This window comes from bacterium (assembly GCA_016708315.1).
GTDB lineage: Bacteria > Zixibacteria > MSB-5A5 > CAIYYT01 > CAIYYT01 > JADJGC01.
The window spans coordinates 219485-241460 of the sequence record JADJGC010000004.1; the positions used below are offsets into that span (position 1 = coordinate 219485).

A 21976-nucleotide genomic window follows, 5' to 3' on the forward strand; every position below is an offset into this window, starting at 1 on the left:
CATAATCTATTGTATGTAATGATGTTAGTGTGATATACACGGAGAAACAGCCGCATTCGGCAAAAAAATGTGAAACAGTACGCAATCGGTGTCGTATGTAATACCATACCAACCAGTCGGTATTATAACTTAGAAAGGAAAACCGATATGTGCCAAATTCAAGTCTCGAAAAGACTCTTCGACCAAGAACGCGCCGAAGGATTCTCGCAGAAACTGCTCGACACCGTAAACGCCGGATCACTCAGCTTGATGATATCCATCGGCCACCGCACCGGCCTGTTCGACACTATGTCCAATCTCCCGCCCTCAACCTCGCCTGAGATCGCTGATGCAGCCGGACTTAATGAACGCTATGTTCGCGAATGGCTCGGCGCCATGGCGATAAGCGGAGTTGTCGAATATGACACCAGCACCCGTTGTTACTCGCTTCCGGCCGAACATGCTGCCTATCTCACTCGTGCCGCCGCTGAGAACAACATGGCGGTCTTCACCCAATACATCGCTGTCATGGGTCAGGTCGAAGATGACATTCTCGAGTGCTTCCGCAATGGCGGCGGTGTTCCGTATAGCCGCTTTCCTCGATTCCACGAGGTTATGGCTGAAGACTCCGGCCAGTCAGTTCTGTCGTCGTTGTTCGACCACATTCTTCCCTTGATTCCCAGAATCCAGGACCGTCTGGAGTCAGGAATCGATGTCCTTGATCTCGGTTGTGGTCGCGGCAAAGCCTTGATTGCCATGGCGGAGCGTTTTCCGCAAAGCCGCTTTGTCGGGTATGACTTGTCCGAGGAAGCCATTGCTTATGCGGATGCACAAGCACAGATGCGAAATCTGAGAAACATCCGCTTCGAAGTCCGCGACCTAAGCGACTATTCCCAGACCGCTGACATTCACTCATACGACTTCGTCACTACATTCGATGCCGTTCACGATCAAGCCAAACCGATGGAACTGCTCAAAGGTATCCGTCGGACTTTGCGTCCCGGCGGAACGTACATGATGCAGGACATCAGCGCGTCGAGCCATATCGAAAACAACATGAACCATCCGCTGGGAACCTTGCTTTATACGATCTCAACCATGCATTGCATGACTGTCTCGTTGGCGCAGGGCGGTGAAGGACTCGGTACTGTCTGGGGTCGTGAACTCGCACAGACTATGCTGCGTGAGGCCGGCTTCGGCCAGATCACAATTCACCAACTGGATCACGATGTTCAAAACGAATACTATGTCATGCCGGTCTAAACGGCATGACATACTCTAGCCGCAACCGCTCAAATGCTTCCCTCTCCCAATAATCGATCAACTGAGATCGAATCCGGGAGAGGGAAACAGGGCAAGGCTGTTGCGCAACATACTTGCCTGTCACACCAACATAGTCCAGCATCTTGCCCTTGCCGATTCTCCTTCTTATTTGTAGAATAGAGTATGAACAGCTTAACGTTTACTTCGGAGGGCAACCCGTGATCACTCGCACCCAATCAATCCTGACTCTGACATTGCTTACGACCGCGATTATCGTACTGACATTTCAACCGGCCAATGCACAACCATCCGCAACCTCCGACAGCCTATTCGCGCAAGCCAACGCTTTGCTCCAACAAGAGAAGTGGTCCGAAGCCGCCGCCGCCTTTGAACGCGTCACCAAGATTGACACCACCAACACGCAGGCAATCTTCCAGCTCGGCCAGTCATACTACTTGATGAACGAATTCAAGAAAGCCGCCGCTGCCTGGGAGCGCGCCGATGCCCGCAACTATCGCCCAGCCACCACGCGCTACAACATCGCGTCGTCTTATGCTCAACTCTACGACAAAGAGAATGCCTTCATCTGGCTGGCGCAGGCGCTCGAAGCCGGCTTCAACCGCACCGATATTCTCGGCAATGACAAAGTCCTCGACACCTTGCGCAGCGACGATCGTTTCGCCAAGGTTCTCGAAGTCGCTGACCAAAACGCTCGCCCTTGCGAATATGATCCGGTCTATCGCATCCTCGATTTCTGGCTCGGCGAGTGGGATGTCTTTGCCAACGAAAACCAGAAGATCGGCGTCAGCTTCATTCGCAAAATGGTCAACGGCTGCGCCATCCAGGAGAACTTCGAACAGCTCGATGGATTCGTCGGGCAAAATCTTTTCTACTTCAACAATGTCACAGGCGAATGGAAAATGATCTGGGTCACCGGTGCGGCAACCTCGCTTGGCGGCGTCAAAGAGAAAGTCATGAACGCGCGCGACGATTCCGGCACTGTCCGATTCCAAGGTACACTTCCCGACAACACCGCCGGACAACTGATTCTCGACCGCTCGACCTTTGCGCCGGTCTCCAAAGATCGCGTCAACATGACCATCCAGCAATCACGCGATGGCGGCGACAATTGGGTCACCACCTTCTCCGGGTACTACCAACGCCGCGAGAAGTAGGTCAGACATTCTGAGGCTGTTTCACAAGTCAAGACCAAGTTAGGTGCCCCACCGCTTGCGGTGGGATTGTTGCATCTCGACAACAACATATAGTGGTCGGCTGTCGCTGAACTGAACTTCCGGGACAGCCTCTCCTTGCCTGACATTGTTTGGCATACGAGTAGGCTAGAACCCTCGTCCTGAAGTTGAATGGCACTGGGAGCATCTCTCCAGAGGGTTCCGGCAACCACACGGAAGCTCTTTCCCTCTCCCTCCGGCCGACTAGGTCCCGCCTTGCGGGAGAGAGGGTAGGTCAACGATCCCGATTTATCGGGGGTGAAGGCCCTCATTCCAATTGACAACATGGAACCGAATCACTATATTCCTCCGTGCGCGGCAGTCGTCCACGCCTGCCGCGGCTGTACACTAAATTCTTCTCCGCTACGGGGGTAGCATGAAACACAAAAGTTGGCAAATCCTGATCCTCGGAACCATCCTCGCCTGCGCATTCGCCTGCACTGAAAACATCACCGAGGAAAAACACGTCGCCATCGGCAACCGCCTGACTTCAACTCCCGAGGTCCTTCGCGGTTTGACCTGGACGCGGCAATTCACAATCGACAATCCCGTTGCCGGCAGTCACTACTCGTGGCAGACAGTATTCACCAGCAAGGAACCAGCCGGAACCTTCGACATCGATTCGACCGGGTTGTTTCGCTTTGCCTCAGCTACAAGCGACTTCGACAATACCTTTGGATTTCGCGCCTTGTTGAGCGACGGCGCCGCAATTGTCGACAACTACGATTTCTCAATTCGCGTCAAATCCGATTCGCCGCTGTTGATAAGTATCGAAAAAACTCACAACACGTTTCAAGGTCTGTTCGAATTCGTTTCGATCACCAAGAAGCAGGGCAGTCATCCTTTCGGCAGTTTTGAATGCTCTGTTCTTTTCGATTCGCTGGCACTGCAATTGGTCGATGTCGAGAAAGGCACAGGCATCTCCGCCGCCGCCTGCAATTGGGAGCGCATTGATTACACTTTGTCGGAACTCGTTGGCAATACCACCGACCCCGTCAAGAGATTGAACCTTCATGCATACGCCGATGACCCGGCAATCACCGGAACGCCAACCTGTCTCACACTCCCTGATGATGCTGAAATCTTTCGCCTCAAATTCTCTGTTTCCAACGATTTCAAATACAATTGTGAAATGCTGCCGATTCGCTTCGTCTGGACCGGCTGTCAACAAAATGCCGCCTACTCGCCGACCGGCGACACAGTGTATCTGCCCGCCGAAGTCTTTGATTATTCCTGGGACGGTAATCTCAACAACCAAGCACATCGTTTAACCGGCTTCGACTGCGACTCCAGTTACAACTATTCACTCGGCGGCGAATGCGCCAAGTTCCTTCAGGACTGCGCGCCACTGACCGAGATTCGTAACATGGTTCTGTGGAACGGCGGTGTCGATCTGGTTTGTGCCGACTCGATTGACGACCCAGGGGATATTCGCTACTGCCCGTGGGACTACGGAGAAATGGGTTGGTGGGGAAGAAATTTATTCGTGATGCTGCCCTATATTCAGAATTACATTCTCGTTGGTGATAGCGCCCTTAATGGTCTCGCCCCCCACTGCATTTTCGAGACGGATGTCAATCAAGACGACGCCCGCCTCACAGTCGCCGACTTGGCTTTTGCCGTCCGCATCGTTGTCGGCGATGCAATCCCGTTTACGCGTCTCGCGCCATATCACGCCAGTGTGAATTTCGATTTCGAGTCCGGTACCGTAACATCATCCGCCGTCGACAGCCTCAGTGCGATAGCCCTGACGTTTGTTGCCGATTCGACGACGACCATCGCCAACAACTCCAATCTTGATATGCTGACCAACTACCGCGACGGGAGATTGCACGTCCTGCTTTACACCGGCTATGACGATATGATGAAATTCATCAATCCCGGTACCCATGATCTGGTCACACTAACCGGAGCGGCGACGTTGACCATCATCCAAGTCTCCGACTACAATGGCAATCTCCTCTTAGCGCGATAGAAAGACGCATTACGGCTGCCGCGTGCTCGTCTTAATTCCCTCCAACAGGGACTGTTGAGAAAGCCACTTTGAATAGGGAACAATCTCATCCATATCATTGTCCTTCCTGTAAGTCATTCCCGCGAAAGCGGGAATCCAGCTTGGTCTTTTGCCGGAAGTGGCATTGATTCGCAAACCGCGAGGATTTTCGACAATCCCAACAAGAGGGGTGGCTCCGAGCCGATCCGCCGCGGCGGATGAGGCTCGGAGACGGGGTGTGTTTCTTCCAAGTAGATCGGCGCTCCCCATAATGGAACTCCCACCCCACAATCATTGTACAATTCCCGCACCCCAAATTCTGATCGCCGCAATCCGGAGGGAGAGCTACTTCGTATGAATCTGCGCACTGTTCCGCTCGTTGCAATCTTGGTCATTCTGCTTGCCGCAACCGCCTCCGCCAACCGCATCGTCTCTACGTCACCCGACACCACCATCATCCAACCAAATGTAACCTGGACAAAGACATTTGAATTCTTCAGCACCGACTTTGAACCGCCATACAAGTGGTCAGTCCAGCCAGTCGGCGAAGCACCGGTTGGCCAATTCCAGGTTCTTGGACAATACAACGGCTCATTTCAATTCACGCCCTCTACCGAAGACACCGGCAAGCAGTACTTGTTCGCCGTAACCGCCACCGATAACAGTGAAATACAGGTGTCCTCGCAATTTGCTGTTCGGATCGATAGCCGTATCCCGACAGTCATCGAGATCGAGAAAGAGCACAATTCTCTTCAAGGGCAATGGGAATATGTATCGGTCTCGAAAACCTCCGGCGTTGTAACCGCAGGCTCTTTCAACTTCAAGATCTGTTACAACGGTGAGGGTCTCAAATTTGACACTCTGACACTCTCGGATACATTATCCAAGCTCGGTTGGACATGTACGTTGTCTCAAGCCCGGACCGGCAGTTTCGGTCCGCTTGGGTTGCAGGCTGCCAGCATTCAGGTTCAGGCGTCTTCAACAGCAGGGCGGGCGACTGCTGTGCCCGACGCCGCACTCTTCACGATCAAATTCTATATCACCAATGACCGAATGTATGAGTGCCAGTTCATTCCCATCCTCTTTGCTTGGTCGAGTATCTACGACAACTCTTTCACCAGCAATGAATCCGATTCGCTTTTCTCATGCCTTCAGGTCATCGACTATGAAGGCCGCGACATGACTGCGCCGTTCTCGTTTGCAGATTGCACCGACAGAAATTCCAATAACCTCGCTGGACCTTGTCGAAACGCACGTAATGTGCCCGGGACCGTGACCGATGTTCCCAATATCGTTTTCAGAAACGGCGGCATCGATATCGTCTGCGCTGGCCTAGACTATGAACCACCCGGCGACATGAATCTCAACGGTATAGCCTACGAAATCGCCGACTTCGAACTAATGTCCCGCTGGCTTGCCTTTGGTGATTCCGCTCTCGACAGAAACCCACAGTTTCGTGAAGCACAATTCGCTGCGTCCGACGCCAATCAGGATGGCACTGTCGGCTCCGTCGGCGACATGGTCTATCTCGCGCGCGTTGTCATTGGTGATGCACTTCCGTTTCCGAAGCTCTATCCATACTAAAAAGTCGCTTTGTGCGAGAGGCGCCACGACACCCTCTTCGTCGAATCCAACGATAGCATCGCCGGAATCGTGATCCTATTCAAAGCGGATGCAAAAACGTCATTCGAAAATCTCTCCAACATCGAAATGATCACCGGTCGCCGCGGCTCGCTGACAACACTACTATTCAAAGCCGCCGCTGAAAGACCTGCAGGGTCACATTCCCACCGGTCGCACGCCACTCGTCCGCATCCGTGGCAAATCCGAAATCCAATCAATTGAAGTCTCCGACTACAACGGCAGTACTGCCGTGGTAAGGCACAGCAAGCTATGAATGCGCCAAAATCTGGTAAAGTAGAAGGGCGAATCTAACCCGGTGCTTCGAGTATCAACACTTATCATTGTGGCGATGCTTTCTATGATCGTCACCGTTAGGTGCGCAACTATTATTACCGGCGTTCCAAATGACACCGTCGTTGTGCCGGCTGGGATTACCTGGCAACGTACTTTCGAGATTGAAAAGGTCGGCTTCGACTGGCCGTTGACGTGGTCTGTTCAATCTGTCGGCATTGAACCGATTGGGGAGTACGAGATTCTGACAGGCTATCGTGGCGGAATTTCATTTCACACCCAGTTGGGGCGATACAGGCAAGACGTTCCAATTTCAACTTACCGTCATCGATGAAGGTGGCGACTCGATCCGTGACCACTTCTTTTTGCTCGTGAGTTCCGTAGTTCCACCAGTAATTGAGATTGCGATGAACCACTCGTTCCTCCACTCGGGCATCGAGCGCGTGCCAGTTGTGAAATCGGGTGGTGAACTTAACACCTACTCGATGCAACTCGCGATTGCCTTTGGCGAAGGCGCCATTTACTTTGACTCCATCAACACAGCGCAATCCATGATTGATCAGGGTTGGAAATTTCTGACCTTCCCGATGCGGAGTGCTAGATTCGGTGAGTTGGGATTACCAGTAACTATCGTGAACATCCTTGGTACAAAGCTGTTGTCAGAATCGGCTTCGTTGCCCAACGGCAAACTGTTCGACCTCTGCTTCACCGCCTCCGGCGACCCCAGATACGATGGCTATACTGATCGCATTGTATTCGCATGGAGAAATTGTCGCGACAACACCATCCAGAGTCCAAACTACGATACCGCCTATCTGGCAAATGAAGTGGAGTCATTCGACCGATGGGGCAGTCGCAAGATCACGACATCGTCCGGCATTGGTAGTTGTGGCTCGAGTAACTCACTCGGATTAGGAGGCCCGTGCCCTGATTGCTTCAACGATTCCAGCCGCGATCAGCCAATACCGCAGATAATATTTCGCGGCGGCGGAATAGACAGAATGTGTTGTCAATATTTTGCAGTAAACTCCGGCGACATCAATCTTAATGGTATTCCCTATGAGATGGCGGATTTCGAACTCTTGGCAGACTGGCTGGCGTACTTTGACGTCGATTCAAGTCTGTCGAGCACGCAACTGGAGCAAGCAGACGCCAACCAGGACGGCGAAGTCGCTACCACCGCCGACATGGTCTACCTTGCATGAGTTGTAGTCGGCGATGCGCTCCCGTTTCCGAAGCTCGCTCCATACCAGAGGGTCGCCTTGTGCGAGAAAAGCCACGACAGTCTCTTTGTCGAATCCAATGATAGCCTCGCCGGAATTTTGATCCTATTCAAAGCCGACGAACAACCTCATTCGAAAATCTCACCAACATCGAAATGATCACCGGTCGTCGCGGTTCGCTGACTACGCTTCTCTTCAAACCACCGCTAAAAGAGTTGCAGGGTCACATTCCCACTGGTCGTTCGCCGCTCGTCCGCATCCGCGGCAAATCCGAAATCCAATCAATCGAAATCTCCGACTACAACGGCAACATCATGAACGTCCGCAAATAGCCGCGACAATCGTCTTTTTCCCTCTCCCAGCGGGAGAGGGCACGGGCGATGCCACAAAAAAACGGCCGCCACTTCTGACGACCGTCCACACTTTCGTGATGTTTTGAAAATCTACTCTACCGTCACCGACTTCGCCAAATTGCGCGGCTGGTCAACATCGCAATGACGCTTCACTGCAATATAATAAGCCAACAACTGCAGCGGTATCGCCGCAATAATCGGATTCAGAATATACGGCACCTTCGGAAGATAAATCACGTGATTCGCCAAACGCGCAATCTCCGTGTCGCCTTCGGTGGCCAGCGCAATGACTCTTCCCGCACGCGCCTTGACTTCCTGAATATTCGACAGCACCTTGTCATAGATCTGATCGTGTTGCGCCAACACCACAACCGGCATCTTTTCGTCAATCAACGCGATCGGTCCGTGCTTCATTTCCGCCGCCGGATAACCTTCTGCGTGGATGTACGAAATTTCCTTCAACTTCAATGCGCCCTCAAGCGCCACCGGGAAATTGATTCCGCGTCCGAGATACAGGAAATTATTCGTGCCGGCATATTCCTCAGCGATGTCTTTAATTCCCTGAACATTCTGAAGCAATTGTTCTACCTGATCCGGCAGGCGATCAAGCGCATCAATAATTTGTCTGCCTTTTTCCATCGACATGTTGCGCTGTCGCGCCAGAAGAATCGTCAACAGTGCCAGCACAGTTACCTGCGAGGTAAACGCCTTCGTCGATGCCACGCCGATTTCCGGTCCGGCATGCGTGTAAATACCGCCATCCGTCTCGCGGGCGATGGTCGATCCAACCACGTTACAGATTCCAAATACCGTCGCACCTTTGCGCTTTGCTTCGCGCAGTGCCGCCAGCGTATCCGCCGTCTCGCCCGACTGGCTGATCACAAACACCAGCGTGCCCTGATCAATGATCGGCGAGCGATAACGAAACTCCGAAGCGTACTCAACTTCCACCGGGATGCGCGCAAATTCTTCGATCATGTATTCGCCGCACAACGCCGCATGCCACGAGGTACCGCAAGCCGAGATAATGATGCGCTTTACATTGAGCAGCTCTTCATACTTGAGCTTAAGACCACTCAACCGCGCAGTCCCTTCTTCATAGTTGAGTCGCCCGCGCATCGAATTGCGAATCGTGATCGGTTGCTCGAAAATTTCCTTCAACATGAAATGGTCGAATCCACCCTTTTCGAGTAGATCCAAATCCCACTCGATATCGTGGAACTTCGTCGGTACCGGCATATTATCCAGAGTCGAAATCTGCACGCCATCGCGCGACACTGTCGCGACTTCGCCCTCGCCGAGATAAACTACCTTCTTCGTATGCTCGAGCATCGCCGACACATCCGAAGCAATCAGATTCTCCGATTCGCCAAGTCCGATACAAAGCGGCGAACCGTGACGCGCCGCAACGATCACATCTGGCGCCGCCAACGAAATCACGGCAATACCATAAGTGCCTTCTACCTGCTTGATCGCAAGCTGCACTGCCTTGGTTAGATTTCCGTCGTAATATTCTTCGATCAGATGTGCGATTACTTCCGTGTCGGTGTCGCTCTCAAAGTGATGCCCGCGACGCTCAAGAAATGCCCGCAACGTTTTGAAGTTCTCAATGATTCCATTGTGCACGACGGCAATCTTGCCGGTGCAATCAAGATGCGGATGTGCGTTGACGTCGTTCGGAACGCCGTGTGTCGCCCAGCGGGTATGTCCGATACCGGTTGTCGCTGTGAAGTTTTTGCCTTCGAGAATTTCCTCGAGTACCTTGATCTTGCCGGCAGCCTTTTCAAAGACGATCTGGCCATCCTCGATCAATGCCATGCCAGCGGAATCGTAGCCGCGATATTCCAAACGCTTGAGTCCATTGAGAAGGATCGGGCTGGCTACGCGTTCACCGATATAAGCAACAATTCCGCACATCTGATTGCCTCTTTAGAAGAAGTGTCTTTTTACTGAACCACATTGTCCAAATCGTCACGATTTGTATATCCCATTATACTCGTCTGGATAATTGTTGTACGTAACTTATTTGCAGTTTGTCGCCCGCAATTCCCAGCCTTCACATCTGAATCACCAGCTGTTTCACTCGCCCGATAATCCAGGTCACGCCTCCCAATCACCGCCAAGATTCACAATAATGTGAATCCTGATTCAATTCTGCAATTCTCTGCACCTTCGTCTGTTTCCGGAAGTGTATTCATTGCAATAAATTACGAGGAAGCGCCATTCGGCACGGCTTTTGAGTGTTCATGTATCCGTATGAAACACTATATCTCATCAAGAAAGCTGCTTTGGTTTGCACTGGCGCTGTTTATAGTCGCCGGTCTTGCCATCCCATCAGAACTTTCAGCCGGAAATTACCCAAAGAACGGCGTCTTCAAACGACTCCCGGATGCCAAAGACAATTGGTTCTATGTCGACAACAACAACTGGGAGATCAAAGCCCCTGACAAGTGGACCCACATGATGGGCTCCATGGGCTCAACCACCGTATTGAGCCGTTTCATGAACAAGTATGCCGCCGGCGCTCTCGTAATGACCTTTGGATTATTCAAAGAATACGATGATGCCTACCGCGAAGGCTGGTCCTACCGCGATATCATCGCCGACGCAGTTGGAATCACCGCGTCGCTAACTGCCAATGATCGATATCGCCTTCTTTGTGATTATGATAGCGAAAAAGTCATGCTCGTAGTCAGCATGACCATCCATTAGCTTGTAGCACAACGCTTTGAGAATATTGAGTTAGTGCCTGGGATTGTCATCCCGAGCCGCCACGCAGGCGAGGGATCTGTTCGTGAGCGTCCAAACATCACGAAACGCAAGCAACCTTTCAGAGGTTAGTGGGTGAGGCGGCTTTCGTTGCCGAGGCCGCCTCAAATTTTTAAGCTGCACTCTTGATTCTGGTATCGAAACAAGACAAAATGGCAGGATACTGTCATAATCTTGTCATAATTGACCAAAAGGTCAAACTTAAGAAAAATTTCACTTGACCAAGTTTTGAATTGAAGCTATTTTTTGTGAAACCTTTCACATTGCTTTCGGGCAAGCGACACTAAATGGGAGTCTATGAGAGAACGTAAAATTTCGGAATCGACAATTCATCGACTGTCGCATTACTATCGGGCGCTCAACACCCTCGAAAAAGAGCATTTCGAAACCATCTCCTCCAAGGAGTTAGCCAAACGCGAGAAGCTCACCCCCGCGCAAGTGCGAAAGGATCTCTCATTCTTCGGCTCCTTCGGCACCCGTGGCCTCGGCTATCCGGTCAAGGAACTCAAGGGCCGTATTGCCAAGATTCTCGGTATCGATCGCAGCTGGAATGTCGCACTAATCGGCGTCGGTAACATCGGCTCAGCGCTTGTCTCCTACAAAGAATTCCAGCGCCAGGGCTTCAATATCAAGGTGCTCTTCGACTCCGACCAGCGCAAGATCGGCTCCAACCACAAAGGCATCACAGTTCTCGATACTGAACATCTCGAAGAGGAGCTGCAGAAGCACAAGATCGAACTCGTTGTTCTGGCAGTTCCGGCTTCAGCTGCCCAGAATCTTGTCGATCACGTCGTGCATTGCGGCATCAAAGCCATCCTCAACTTTGCACCTATCAAACTCAAAGTCCCTGATGACGTTGAGATTCGCACCGAGAACATGGCGATGGAGCTGGAATACCTCTCGTTTACCCTTGTGAACAACAAGAAGGGTGAACGGAAAAAAACTTGACACATTCGCCAACTCCCCGTACATTTTAATGGTGCTATCTGCCTGCCAAGGTTGTAGCATATCATCAGATGAAGCGCAATTCGATTAAAATACTGCTGTTGCTCGTTGCAACCCTCTTTGCTGTCCAGACAGCTCAAGCCTATTTCTTTGCCAGCGTTTTCATGGTCACCGGCACAATCACCCTTCAAGGTCGCCCCGCAGAAAAGGACCAGGTCGTCGCGGCATTCATCGGCAGCGACAAAGTCGCCGAAGCCAAGACTCGCGACAACGGCGCCTTCGAATTGCAAATCCCCGAATACGATCCGACCAAGCCGGAAGTCAAAGGCTACCACTCCACCGACGATGTCATCCAGGTCAAGCTCGAAGGCAAAATCGCCAAACCGACTTTCAATCCCAACACCGACAATCTCAAGATCGACCTCCGCGTCGAAACCACTCTCGACGTCAAGCTCTCCACCTGGGGCAAAATCAAAGCGCTGTTTAAATAGCACTCCGTATTCTTAGTTCATTAATCCTCATCTGCTGCCTCTCAGCAGACCGATACGCCTAATTTCATTGACAAAAGGCGCGATGATGTTATCTTTGCAGCAGTAACATTTCTCTTCTTGCGAGGACAATATCATGGGCATTTCAAAGGTCATCCTGGGCATTCTGATCTTGAGCGCGTCGCTTACAGCAGCTACACTCAACGTTCCGGAAGATTACCAAACCATCCAGTCAGCAATCAACGCCAGCCAACACGGCGACATAGTACTTGTCGCTCCGGGAATCTATACCGAACGCCTTGACTATCTTGGAAAAGGTGTGAGTGTTCGATCTAGCGAAGGCAACACAGTTACTTATCTACGTTCGCCAAGCGGCGCTAACTATGGCGCGCCACTGGTTCTTTTCAAAAGTTCAGAACCGGCATCGGCCGAGTTGAGCGGATTCACCTTCGATATGGGTCGAGCCGAGGATTTCATCTTGATTTCAAACGGTGCAGCTCCACGGATTCGAAACAACGTATTCAGAGACCTCAATATCGACTTGCGAATAATTCACGTTGAGAATGCGGCATCAGTCATCGAACGCAACATCTTCGCGTCAAATCTAGTTGGCAACGCATGTGTGGGTGTATACAGCGGAAACGTGACAATTGTCAGCAACACATTCGATTCCAATACGCGGGGATTCTACTCGCTCTCGACGAATACTATCGCAATAAACAATATTGTTTCCAACTCGGCTGAGTATGGTGTTCACGGCAGTTTTGGCACCCTTAGTTACAATAATGTCTGGAACAATCACCCTGACTATCAATACGGTGCCGCGCCTACAAACAGCATATCTGGCGACCCGCATTTTGTCAATCGACCTGAATATGACTACCGTCTCCTCGCAAGTTCACCATGTGTCGACGCTGGCGATCCGGCGTTCCAATATCAAGATCCCGACGGTAGCCGTAATGATATCGGCGTCTTTCCGCTGGTGCTCGATTACCATGGAGTTAGTAACTTCGCCATCGATGGTTCACCTTTTCACCACATCACCAACCACGCACCGACATTCCTGTGGGGGTATAGTGACACCACGACCGAACCTCAATCGAGGTATCAAATTGAAATCGGCACCGACTTCGATTGGACCGTTGCGGAATTGTGGTCGACAGGCGAGGTCCTTAGCGCGACGGGGATGGCTACTTATGACGGACTGGAACTGATCGACGGCAATATCTACTTGGGTAGAATACGCGTTGGCAATACAACCGCCTGGAGTTCTTGGTATGGCTTTCTTCTAAGCATGAATTCCTTGCCGACAGTGCCGACACCTTTGGCTCCAACGGTCACCGACACCATGTCGTCAACAGCGGTTGAGCTTTCAGTCAATAATTCGAGCGACGCCGAGTCTGATCCGATCACCTATGATTTCGAAGTCTACTCCGATTCTGCGCGAGATTTTTTAGAATATCTGGAGTACTCTGTCCCCTCAGCACTCCCGGTCACCCGTTCGCAACGGATTACTGAACTCGCCCCCGATCAATACTATTGGTGGCGAACTCGATCAAATGACGGCTATGAACACTCGTCTTGGTCGGAGATGGTCCCCTTCTATGTCAGGTCAGGCAAGAGCTGGCGGGTCCCGTCCGAATACCCGACAATTCAGGCTGCAATCGACGCGTGTTCTGAACTGGACACCGTTCTGGTTGCCCCGGGCTTCTACCCCAACTTTATCAGAATTGCTGAAAAGAACGTCATGATTATCTCTGAAGCCGGCCCGTTGGTTACTTTTCTCCAAGGCCCCTCACTTGGCAACACGAGGGAGCAACCACTTCTAGTCTTCAATGGAGCAGCAATTTCCAATACGGAGCTTCGCGGTTTCACTCTCACAGGAAACAACGCGGACTACAATGTTGGAATCGAAAATGGTGCCTCACCAGTTATCCGGGGCAACATCTTTACAGGACTATCCGCCGGCATGGTGACGATTCGATGCTCCGGTACACATCCATTGATCACTCACAATATCTTCTTCGCCAATTCCGTTGGTTGGGCTTGTGTCGGCGCCGATGCAGGCGCCACAAGCATCATCAACAACACCTTCTATGGGAACTCCCGAGGATTCTATTCGAATTCTCATCAGACCATTGCCATGAATAATATCATCAGCAATTCCGTGCAGTACGGTGTTCACGGATATTTTGCTACATTTGATTACAACTGTCTCTGGCAGAATAACCCAAACTATGATTATCTTGAACCACTTTCAGCCCACAATTTGTTTGCTAATCCACTGCTCGCTGATCCTGCCAATGGGGATTTTCAACTACTGGAGGGATCACCTTGTACCAATAAAGGAAATCCCGATCCGCAGTATCGAGATCCTGACAGCTCGATCAGCGATATCGGAGCCGTCTATTACCGAATGGAACTGCCGATTGCGACCTCAGTGACCGTCGGCTCCGGTCACAACTTATGGGTCGTTGAAGATGACCCCAACATATATTGGAACTTCGTCGACGATCCGATGTTTTCACCCGGTGGTTACCACATCGAAATCGGATCAGATGACAATTGGGACTTGGCCGAGTGGTGGAATAGTGGAGAAGTTGTTAGCACCGACCAATTTGCTCGGTATCAAGGCGAAACCCTCGTTGACGGGCGGAGCTATACGGGGAGGATTCGACTCTTCAACGGTTCTTTCTGGGGTGAGTGGATTGACTTCATCTTTCGCTTGAATTCGCCGCCATCTGCACCAGTACTACTTCGACCTGGAGATATGGGTGAATCACCGGCTGCTATTACCAGATTGTTGGTGCAAAACTCCAACGACGCACAGCAAGACAGCCTCACTTACCGGTTTGAAGTGTACGCAGACGAGGGACTCACTCAACTAATAGATTTGCAGCCTTCTGTAATTGGCCAGGCTGATTCAACATTTTCTAAGATTGTCCAAGATCTAGAGTCGCTCCGCTACTATTGGTGGCGCGTCCGCGCTTCGGACAACCGCGAACTCTCGCCCTGGTCGGAAACAAGCTCCTTCTTCGCACGAAAGCCAGCGGTGCACTCGGTTCCATCTCAATTCAGCACCATAGCCGGCGCCATTTCCGTTGCCCAGGAAGGCGATTCCGTAGTCGTCGAGCCTGGTATCTACATCGAGTCACTCAATCTCCTCAAAAAACATATAATATTGACGACGTCTGCCGGGCCGCAGTTTACTTCACTGAAGAACACCGGAATTGTCGTCAATTCTCTGCCAGGAATACCGGCGATTATCAGTGGATTTACATTTGAAGGCACGAGCTTCATTTCGATTGTTGACGGTGCTGAACCAGTCATTCAAAACAATCTCTTCAAGAACACGATTTACGGTTACGAATACATTATCCGCAGCCAGAGTTCGCATCCAATAATCCGAGAAAACTTGTTTGTGAACAATCTCGCTCGCAATCAGTGCGTGTTTATCTTTAGCGGGCGGTGTGACATACTCGACAATACCTTCGTTAATAATCGTGGTGGAATACTTTCAGAAACCAAACTGACGAAGGCTTACAACAACATTGTGGTGAATTCGACCTCATTTGGTCTCAAGGGCAATTTTGGTCCGGCCGACTACAACTTGGTCTACAACTGCTCTCCAAACTTTGATGTCGTCGAGGGTCTGGGTGTCCACAACTTTTCCGTCGATCCGATGTTCATATCGATCGACTCTGCTCATTTCGAACTCTATCCCGAATCCCCCGGCGTCGATGCCGGCAACCCAAGTTCGGAATTCAACGATCCCGATGGATCGCGAAATGACATCGGTGCATTCCCGGCCGCAGACCTGACGCTCGAGAGCTTTTGATTTGATCCTCCCGGCAAACACGCCTGTGGTCGCACTCGACAGCCGCACACCAACGTTTGCGTGGGACTCAACCGACGATGGCTACCAGTACTCGGTAACTTCCTACTCGCTCTATTTGTCGGTAGATAGCCTGTTTGAATTCGTAAACATCAATGAGAGCCTCACTGAGAATAGCTTCACCCCGTCCAATCCGCTCGCGTGGGGAACGCGCTACTGGTGGAAAGTGCGTGCACAACATCAGTTCAACCGCGAACGCTGGTCCGAACAGGTCTTCAGCTTCCGCACCATGACGCTCGGCGATGCCAATGGCAACGCCCGCGTCGATGTCTCCGACATTGTCTTCATCGTCAGTTTCATTTTTGCGCACGGAGCAGCTCCGATGCCGTTGATCGCCGGCGATGTCAATTGCGACGCGAAGATCAATATTGGTGATGCTGTTTATCTGGTGAACTACGTGTTCATAAGCGGCCCGCCCCCTTGTGATGGCTTCACCACTATGGCACCGACAATTCAATTCTGGCCGGAAGACGGCACAAGGTACCAGGAAACGGATTCGGTATCTGAGTCGGATTCGCAATAACGCTCAAGATCAAATCGTCCAAAAAAGAAAACGGGCTTGCCAAATTCGGCAAGCCCGTCCCGTCTAAAGTCTATTGCAACGACTACATCCGCGGCATCGCACTCACCCTTACCCCGACTCCAAATCCGCTCGATCCCTTCTCCTCAAATGTCACCGGCACGACCGCGCGAATCATGTCGTAGTAAATCGTCGTCGCCCCTTCTTTCCGCATATTCAGAACGATGTCAATCGTCACGCTGGCAGAACCGACCGCTCCGCTCACCGGAATCTCAAACTCGCCGGTCGCCTGATTCAAAACAACTTCACTGGGCTTGGCGGTAAATGCAACCACCTTGGAATCGCTGGAACGGAAATCGACAAAGAACGCCTCGCGCTCCAGCATCCGATATCCATCCGGTATCATCAATGCGATACTGATCTTGCCCGCGCCGCTCTTCAATTTCGCCGGGGGTAATTTCATTTCCTTACCGGCGAAGTTGGCCCTCGTCTGCACCGCAATCTTGCCAAGATTTGTTAACTGCAAACTGCTGACTTTCTGTGTCGCTATGTCGACAATGCGAACTTGCTGATTATTGCAATCCGCAACGAACAGCTTCCCGCCAACAACTGCCAAACCTGTCGGCTCGAAGAAACTCGCTAACGCCGCTTCGCCATTGTTTGATCCTTTGCGCCCGCTGCCGACGAAATCGCTCACCGCCTTTGTCGCCAGGTTAACGACCTTTACCTTCTGATCGTAGCTGTCCGTCGCATACAGCATCCCGTCTCGATACTCAATACCTTGAGGATACCGCAGCCCAGTGGCAACTAATGTTTCCACTTGTCCGGTAGCTACATCAATAGAACGAATCGCACTGCCTTCGCTTTCGACAAAAAACAGCCTCGTCCCATCCGTCGTAATTCCACTCGGGCGCGACATTGTGGCTTCATTAAATGCTCCATCCGCACTTCCAAATTGTCCCGACCCGGCGAAGTGACTTGCACGACTGGATGCTAAATCAACCACCCAAATCTGATTGTTACCGGAAGCAGTGACATACAACTTGCCATCCAGCGCCACCAGATCGCGCGGGTACTTCATTCCAGCCGAAGCGTCGGCTACCGTCTTGACCTTCTTCGCCGTAAGATCAACCTCGCGGATCGCGTGATTCTCCGTGTCCGCAACATACAAGCGATCTCCAACCAATGCCAATCCCTGCGGATGATTGAATCGCGCTTCAGTCAATGCACCGTCCTGGTTGCCTTTCAAGCCGCTTCCGACAATGAACTCAATCTTACCGGCTGTCGTCATCGCCAGAATCCGATGATTGCCTGCATCACTCAAGTAAAGACGCGCACCACCGGAGTCGGCGACGAGGCCGGATGGATACTTGAGAAGCGACTGCTCCTTGCGATATAGTTCCGGGACGAAGCCAATCTTATGGCGGCCGATCAAAGAGTCAGCATCGAAGTAAGGAATTGCCTGCGCAATGATTCCGTCGAAAAGCTCGAATACGCCGGTCCCTTCATGAACGCCGATGACTCGTCCCGCCGTGTTGACCAGCACGAACGACGGACGCGACTTCATCCCATACTCATTCCACAACTGCGAGCCGCTGTCGTTGACAACGGGAATCGTGATTTCATTCCGCAGCAGGGCGTGCCTGATTGCGTCGCTGTCTTTTTCATATTCCGACCGCGGCGAGTGAATTCCGACAACGATCAGTTCTTCCTGATACTTCTGGCGCAACTGCTCCAGCTCCGGCACCACTGTTATGCAGTCCATTGAAGACATCGACCAGAAATAGACCAACACAATCTTGCCGTGAAATTGCTGCAATGTCATTGGTTGAAGCGAGTTCAGCCAATCCAATCCGACCGGAAACTCCGGTGCATAAATCCGTCCATCCAATTGATCCGTACTCATTGGCTCTTGTGCATAAATCGTTGCCGCAACAGACAGCAACAATGCCCCCATGATAAGAACAGCGACGCGTAGAAAAGTATTCACCGGGATCTATCCTCCGAATTCAAATTGACAATATCCATTATTCGATTACACGCATTCGCGCGGTCGTAGTTCCCGCTCAGGCGATCTTGCGATAGACGGCGCCCGGCGCATAAAGTGTCAAGGTCACTCCTCGCACCACCATGTAAGCAATCATTGCCAGCCACAGCGCGTGGTTGCCGATATGCGGTTCTGCCAGATAATACACTGGAAAATAGAACACGACCGTGGCAATCGCCATCGAGATCAGCATCGCCTTTGTCGCCGTGGCGCCGATGAATACGCCGTCCCACACAAAGCAGACTCCGTTCACCAGCGGGGCAATAATCGTCCAAATGAAAAACGTCATCGCCGTCGCGACTACAATCTCGTTGCTCGTGAACAACCGGACAATCAGCTCACCGAAGAAGAGATAGGCCAGAGTTACGATGCCGCCCAGCGCCACCGCCCACACGAATATCAGTTTCACTGCCTTCTTGAGATTCACCAAATCCTTCGCCCCGACAAACCTGCCGACCAGACTTTCCGCGGCATAGGCGAATCCGTCCACGCCGTAGGCCAATATCATCCACAATTGCATCAGAATCGTATTCGCCGCTAATACGTCATCGCCGTACTCCGCCGACTTCGCGGTGAAGAATGTATAGGTCGCTATCAACAGCATCGTCCGTAGAAATATATCGCGGTTGACTGAGAAGAACTTCTTCATCGCCGCCACATCGAGTATCTGTTTGCGCACGATCCCTGTCGCATATTCGCGATACTTGAAATAGAACAGCGCCGATGCCAGCACTACTCCGCAGTACTGTGCGATCAATGTCCCCAGCGCCACACCGGCGACCTTGAGATGAAGCACTTGTATAAAAAACACATCAAGAGCGATTGTCAGGCAGTTGATAAATATCGCAATGATCATCGGGTAACGCGCGTTTTGCATTCCCAAGAACCAGCCTTGGATCGCATAAATCAACAGCGCCGCCGGTGCGCTCCAGATGCGAATATCAAAGTAGATCGCCGCCTGCTTCTCAACATCATCACTCGCCGTCACCGATTGAAACGCCGTCCAATGAATCAGTGTCTGAAGCAGGATCAGCGCGACTCCCGCGATCAGTGCCACAATCACTGCCCGGCTCAGAATCAAACCGCATTCGCGTTGATTATTTTCGCCGTATGCTTGCGCCGTCAGCCCCGTCGTTCCCATCCGCAAAAATCCAAACGCCCAGAAAATGAAATTAAATATCATCGCCCCGATCGCCACGCCGCCGAGATAATACTGATGCTCCAGATGCCCCACCAAAGCCGTATCGACCGAGCTTAGCAGTGGCACCGAAACATTGGTAATGATACTGGGAATCGCGAGCTTGAGAATATCCTTGTTCATTTGGGAATGAATCAACGCCCGATTACCGTTTTTTCCAAACGGATTCTTGGGGTGTCTTTACCGCTCTCGTTAAATGACTTGTTAAATTCCCCTCTTGAGAGGGGTGGCTCCGAGCCGAAGAATGAGGCTCGGAGACGGGGTGTGTCTTTCCTGCCCTGGCGCTATCGCAACCTACGAAGCGCTAAACGCCTGCGCGTGCCAGCTCTGAGAAAGCGGCACTTCCCACTTGTCGGCGTGAAGATCGCCTATCGTCGTAATCGTGTTATTGAACACACTTGTGTCGGAGTTGATTTTGCCCGCATCGACCAGCCCCTGAAACTCACTGCGCGTCGTTGTCCGCACAACATCACCGTCGCGGTAGAAAACGAAACCGCGGTCGAGCGCATCAAGATTATGCTGCGCCTTCAACCACTTGAACACCGCCACGCTCGAATCAATCGAACACCCCGAAATCCCGTTGTCGCTTTCAGCGGCGATAAGCACAAACTGGTCGTGCACAATCTCAAACGCTCCGCGCACGTCGTGCTGATGCGACTTCCAATCATCGACAAAGTTCTTAAGCACGGTGTAGACCAAAGTTACTTCGCCGGCATCCAGCCTGCGCGAAAACGCATAGATCCACAACTTGGTCTCCGGCCTGTAATCTTCAAGTAGCTTCATATTCAACTATCTAAACCTCGCGATTGTGTCATTCCCGCGATTCGGATGTTGCGTCATTCGGCAATTAAGCGAGCTCCAGCGTTAAGTTTAAATTTCTAGAGAGGGGTGGCTGGATGCCCGAAGAATGAGGGCGGTCGAGACGGGGTGTGTCTTGTCCGCGCCTTGCGCCCCTACAAATTCGCGTCAAACGCCTTGGTCAAATTCTCCGCGATCTCATGCGGGGGATGCCCCTCGATCTGGTGCCGCTCCATCATATACACCAGCTTGCCGTCCTTGAACAGCGCCACCGAGGGCGATGACGGCGGATATCCGGTCGTATAGGCGCGCGCCTTGGCGACCGCATCGTTGTCCTGTCCGGCAAATACCGTCGCCAGCTTTTGCGGCAGCTTCTTATGCTTGAGCGCCATCTTGATTCCCGGGCGCGCATTTCCGGCGGCGCATCCGCACACCGAGTTGAACACAACCAGCACGCTGCCGGTCTTTTCGCCCAGCGCCTTTTCGACATCGGCGGCATTGCGCCACTCTTCGAATCCCACGCTGGTCAACTCTTTGCGCATCGGCGTCACTAATTCTTCTGGATACATATTTATCGATTCCTTTACTCTACAATTACTTGTTTGCTAAGGTATTACGCCGCCCAACAGCCATTTGCTTGACCGCGATTTTCAAGAATTAGTAACGCCGGCAAAGCCCATTCGTTCCCTGTAGAATCTGAGCCCTGAAGCCACAAACGGCTACGGCAAGACTCAGTAGGGGCTTGGTTTGCGAGCCCGGTTCTCTGACTTGTTGTTATTCCCCTTAACAAAGGGAGCAAGGGGTTGTATTCATGGTCTTGCAGATAAGTCGCCCACCCAGCGAACCGCCGAACCCGACCCTCGAACTCAACTAATTATATGTTCGCCGAATCGACCTCATTGATTGATACTGCCCGTATCGCGCAAGTTGATTCCGTCGTGAGGTACAAACACAGTAGCGAAGATGCTTAGATCAGACCACACCAAATAGACGTACAGCCACAGAGTCCCTTGCTCATCAACGAATGTAATACCTGCATGGTCAGGCGCAACAGTCTCAACTTGGAATGCTATTGGCGACACATTCTCTTTTCGTGCTAGTCTTTCATCCATTCGTTGTTGGGGACGGGATTTGATCACCGGTACGCAAGTAAATACTCGAGAGTTGAAGCGCGGAATCCTCGCCTCTCTTCCAGTAGCTGGTAACGGTCCCATCGACGTCTTCGATAACGTTTTCTGGTATATCGATTGTATAGCTCTTGGTTATCTCGATGCGCACTAATCATGCTCCAAAGTGCAATGTTTGAGAATTATCGGGTTCCGCGTTCCGCCGGGAACCCGACCTACAAATTGTACTTGC

At 51.7% G+C, this 21976-nt stretch carries 18 protein-coding genes; 11 read left to right on the forward strand and 7 right to left on the reverse strand.

The genetic code is table 11. The features are described from left to right. Positions 1-147 precede the first annotated feature (147 nt). From IPH59_06265 to IPH59_06290, 6 genes are all read left to right on the forward strand, one after another. Positions 148-1242 (forward strand): methyltransferase domain-containing protein, encoded by a 1095-nt coding sequence (locus tag IPH59_06265; GenBank protein ID MBK7091312.1) that lies wholly within the window; start codon positions 148-150, stop codon positions 1240-1242. A gap of 218 nt (positions 1243-1460) precedes the next feature. Continuing rightward, positions 1461-2417 (forward strand): tetratricopeptide repeat protein, encoded by a 957-nt coding sequence (locus tag IPH59_06270; protein MBK7091313.1) that lies wholly within the window; start codon positions 1461-1463, stop codon positions 2415-2417. 433 nt (positions 2418-2850) lie between these two features. Next, entirely contained in the window at positions 2851-4449 is a 1599-nt protein-coding gene (locus IPH59_06275; GenBank protein ID MBK7091314.1) for a hypothetical protein, read from the forward strand. A gap of 372 nt (positions 4450-4821) precedes the next feature. Further along, a complete protein-coding gene (locus IPH59_06280) occupies positions 4822-6051 on the forward strand; it encodes a hypothetical protein (protein ID MBK7091315.1) in 1230 nt (409 codons plus the stop codon). A 587-nt stretch (positions 6052-6638) separates the two neighbouring features. Beyond that, on the forward strand, positions 6639-7586 hold the full coding sequence (locus IPH59_06285) for a hypothetical protein (protein MBK7091316.1): 948 nt from the start codon (positions 6639-6641) through the stop codon (positions 7584-7586). Positions 7587-7759: 173 nt separating this feature from the next. After that, the gene (locus IPH59_06290) at positions 7760-7936 is read left to right on the forward strand and encodes a hypothetical protein (GenBank protein MBK7091317.1); all 177 of its coding nucleotides are present in this window, start codon (positions 7760-7762) and stop codon (positions 7934-7936) included. 111 nt (positions 7937-8047) lie between these two features. Here the strand turns inward: IPH59_06290 and glmS are convergent, their stop codons facing one another. Next, complete coding sequence (glmS, locus tag IPH59_06295) at positions 8048-9874, reverse strand: glutamine--fructose-6-phosphate transaminase (isomerizing) (protein ID MBK7091318.1); 1827 nt, start codon at positions 9872-9874, stop codon at positions 8048-8050. A gap of 339 nt (positions 9875-10213) precedes the next feature. On the opposite strand from glmS, the gene IPH59_06300 reads away from it, so the two are divergent. From IPH59_06300 to IPH59_06320, 5 genes are all read left to right on the forward strand, one after another. After that, positions 10214-10669 carry a hypothetical protein gene (locus IPH59_06300; protein MBK7091319.1) on the forward strand — a complete coding sequence of 152 codons (456 nt, stop codon included), beginning with the start codon at positions 10214-10216 and terminating at the stop codon, positions 10667-10669. Between the two features lie 354 nt (positions 10670-11023). Next, the gene (locus IPH59_06305; protein MBK7091320.1) at positions 11024-11674 is read left to right on the forward strand and encodes a redox-sensing transcriptional repressor Rex; all 651 of its coding nucleotides are present in this window, start codon (positions 11024-11026) and stop codon (positions 11672-11674) included. Positions 11675-11742: 68 nt separating this feature from the next. Then, positions 11743-12162, forward strand: a complete 420-nt coding sequence (locus IPH59_06310) for a hypothetical protein (GenBank protein ID MBK7091321.1) — start codon at positions 11743-11745, stop codon at positions 12160-12162. A 133-nt stretch (positions 12163-12295) separates the two neighbouring features. Beyond that, entirely contained in the window at positions 12296-15997 is a 3702-nt protein-coding gene (locus tag IPH59_06315; GenBank protein MBK7091322.1) for a hypothetical protein, read from the forward strand. A gap of 1 nt (position 15998) precedes the next feature. Beyond that, positions 15999-16577 carry a dockerin type I repeat-containing protein gene (locus IPH59_06320; GenBank protein ID MBK7091323.1) on the forward strand — a complete coding sequence of 193 codons (579 nt, stop codon included), beginning with the start codon at positions 15999-16001 and terminating at the stop codon, positions 16575-16577. An 82-nt stretch (positions 16578-16659) separates the two neighbouring features. On the opposite strand, the gene IPH59_06325 is transcribed toward IPH59_06320, so the two are convergent. From IPH59_06325 to IPH59_06350, 6 genes are all read right to left on the reverse strand, one after another. Continuing rightward, the gene (locus IPH59_06325) at positions 16660-18564 is read right to left on the reverse strand and encodes a redoxin domain-containing protein (GenBank protein ID MBK7091324.1); all 1905 of its coding nucleotides are present in this window, start codon (positions 18562-18564) and stop codon (positions 16660-16662) included. Between the two features lie 76 nt (positions 18565-18640). Beyond that, positions 18641-19942, reverse strand: coding sequence for an MATE family efflux transporter (locus IPH59_06330; protein ID MBK7091325.1), 1302 nt, complete (start codon positions 19940-19942; stop codon positions 18641-18643). A gap of 171 nt (positions 19943-20113) precedes the next feature. After that, positions 20114-20602 carry an ABC transporter ATPase gene (locus IPH59_06335; protein MBK7091326.1) on the reverse strand — a complete coding sequence of 163 codons (489 nt, stop codon included), beginning with the start codon at positions 20600-20602 and terminating at the stop codon, positions 20114-20116. Positions 20603-20772: 170 nt separating this feature from the next. Next, positions 20773-21186, reverse strand: coding sequence for a BrxA/BrxB family bacilliredoxin (locus tag IPH59_06340; protein MBK7091327.1), 414 nt, complete (start codon positions 21184-21186; stop codon positions 20773-20775). Positions 21187-21513: 327 nt separating this feature from the next. Beyond that, positions 21514-21729, reverse strand: coding sequence for a hypothetical protein (locus tag IPH59_06345; protein ID MBK7091328.1), 216 nt, complete (start codon positions 21727-21729; stop codon positions 21514-21516). Further along, complete coding sequence (locus tag IPH59_06350) at positions 21722-21895, reverse strand: hypothetical protein (protein MBK7091329.1); 174 nt, start codon at positions 21893-21895, stop codon at positions 21722-21724. Before IPH59_06350 ends, IPH59_06345 begins: the two co-directional genes overlap by 8 nt. Positions 21896-21976: the final 81 nt, after the last annotated feature.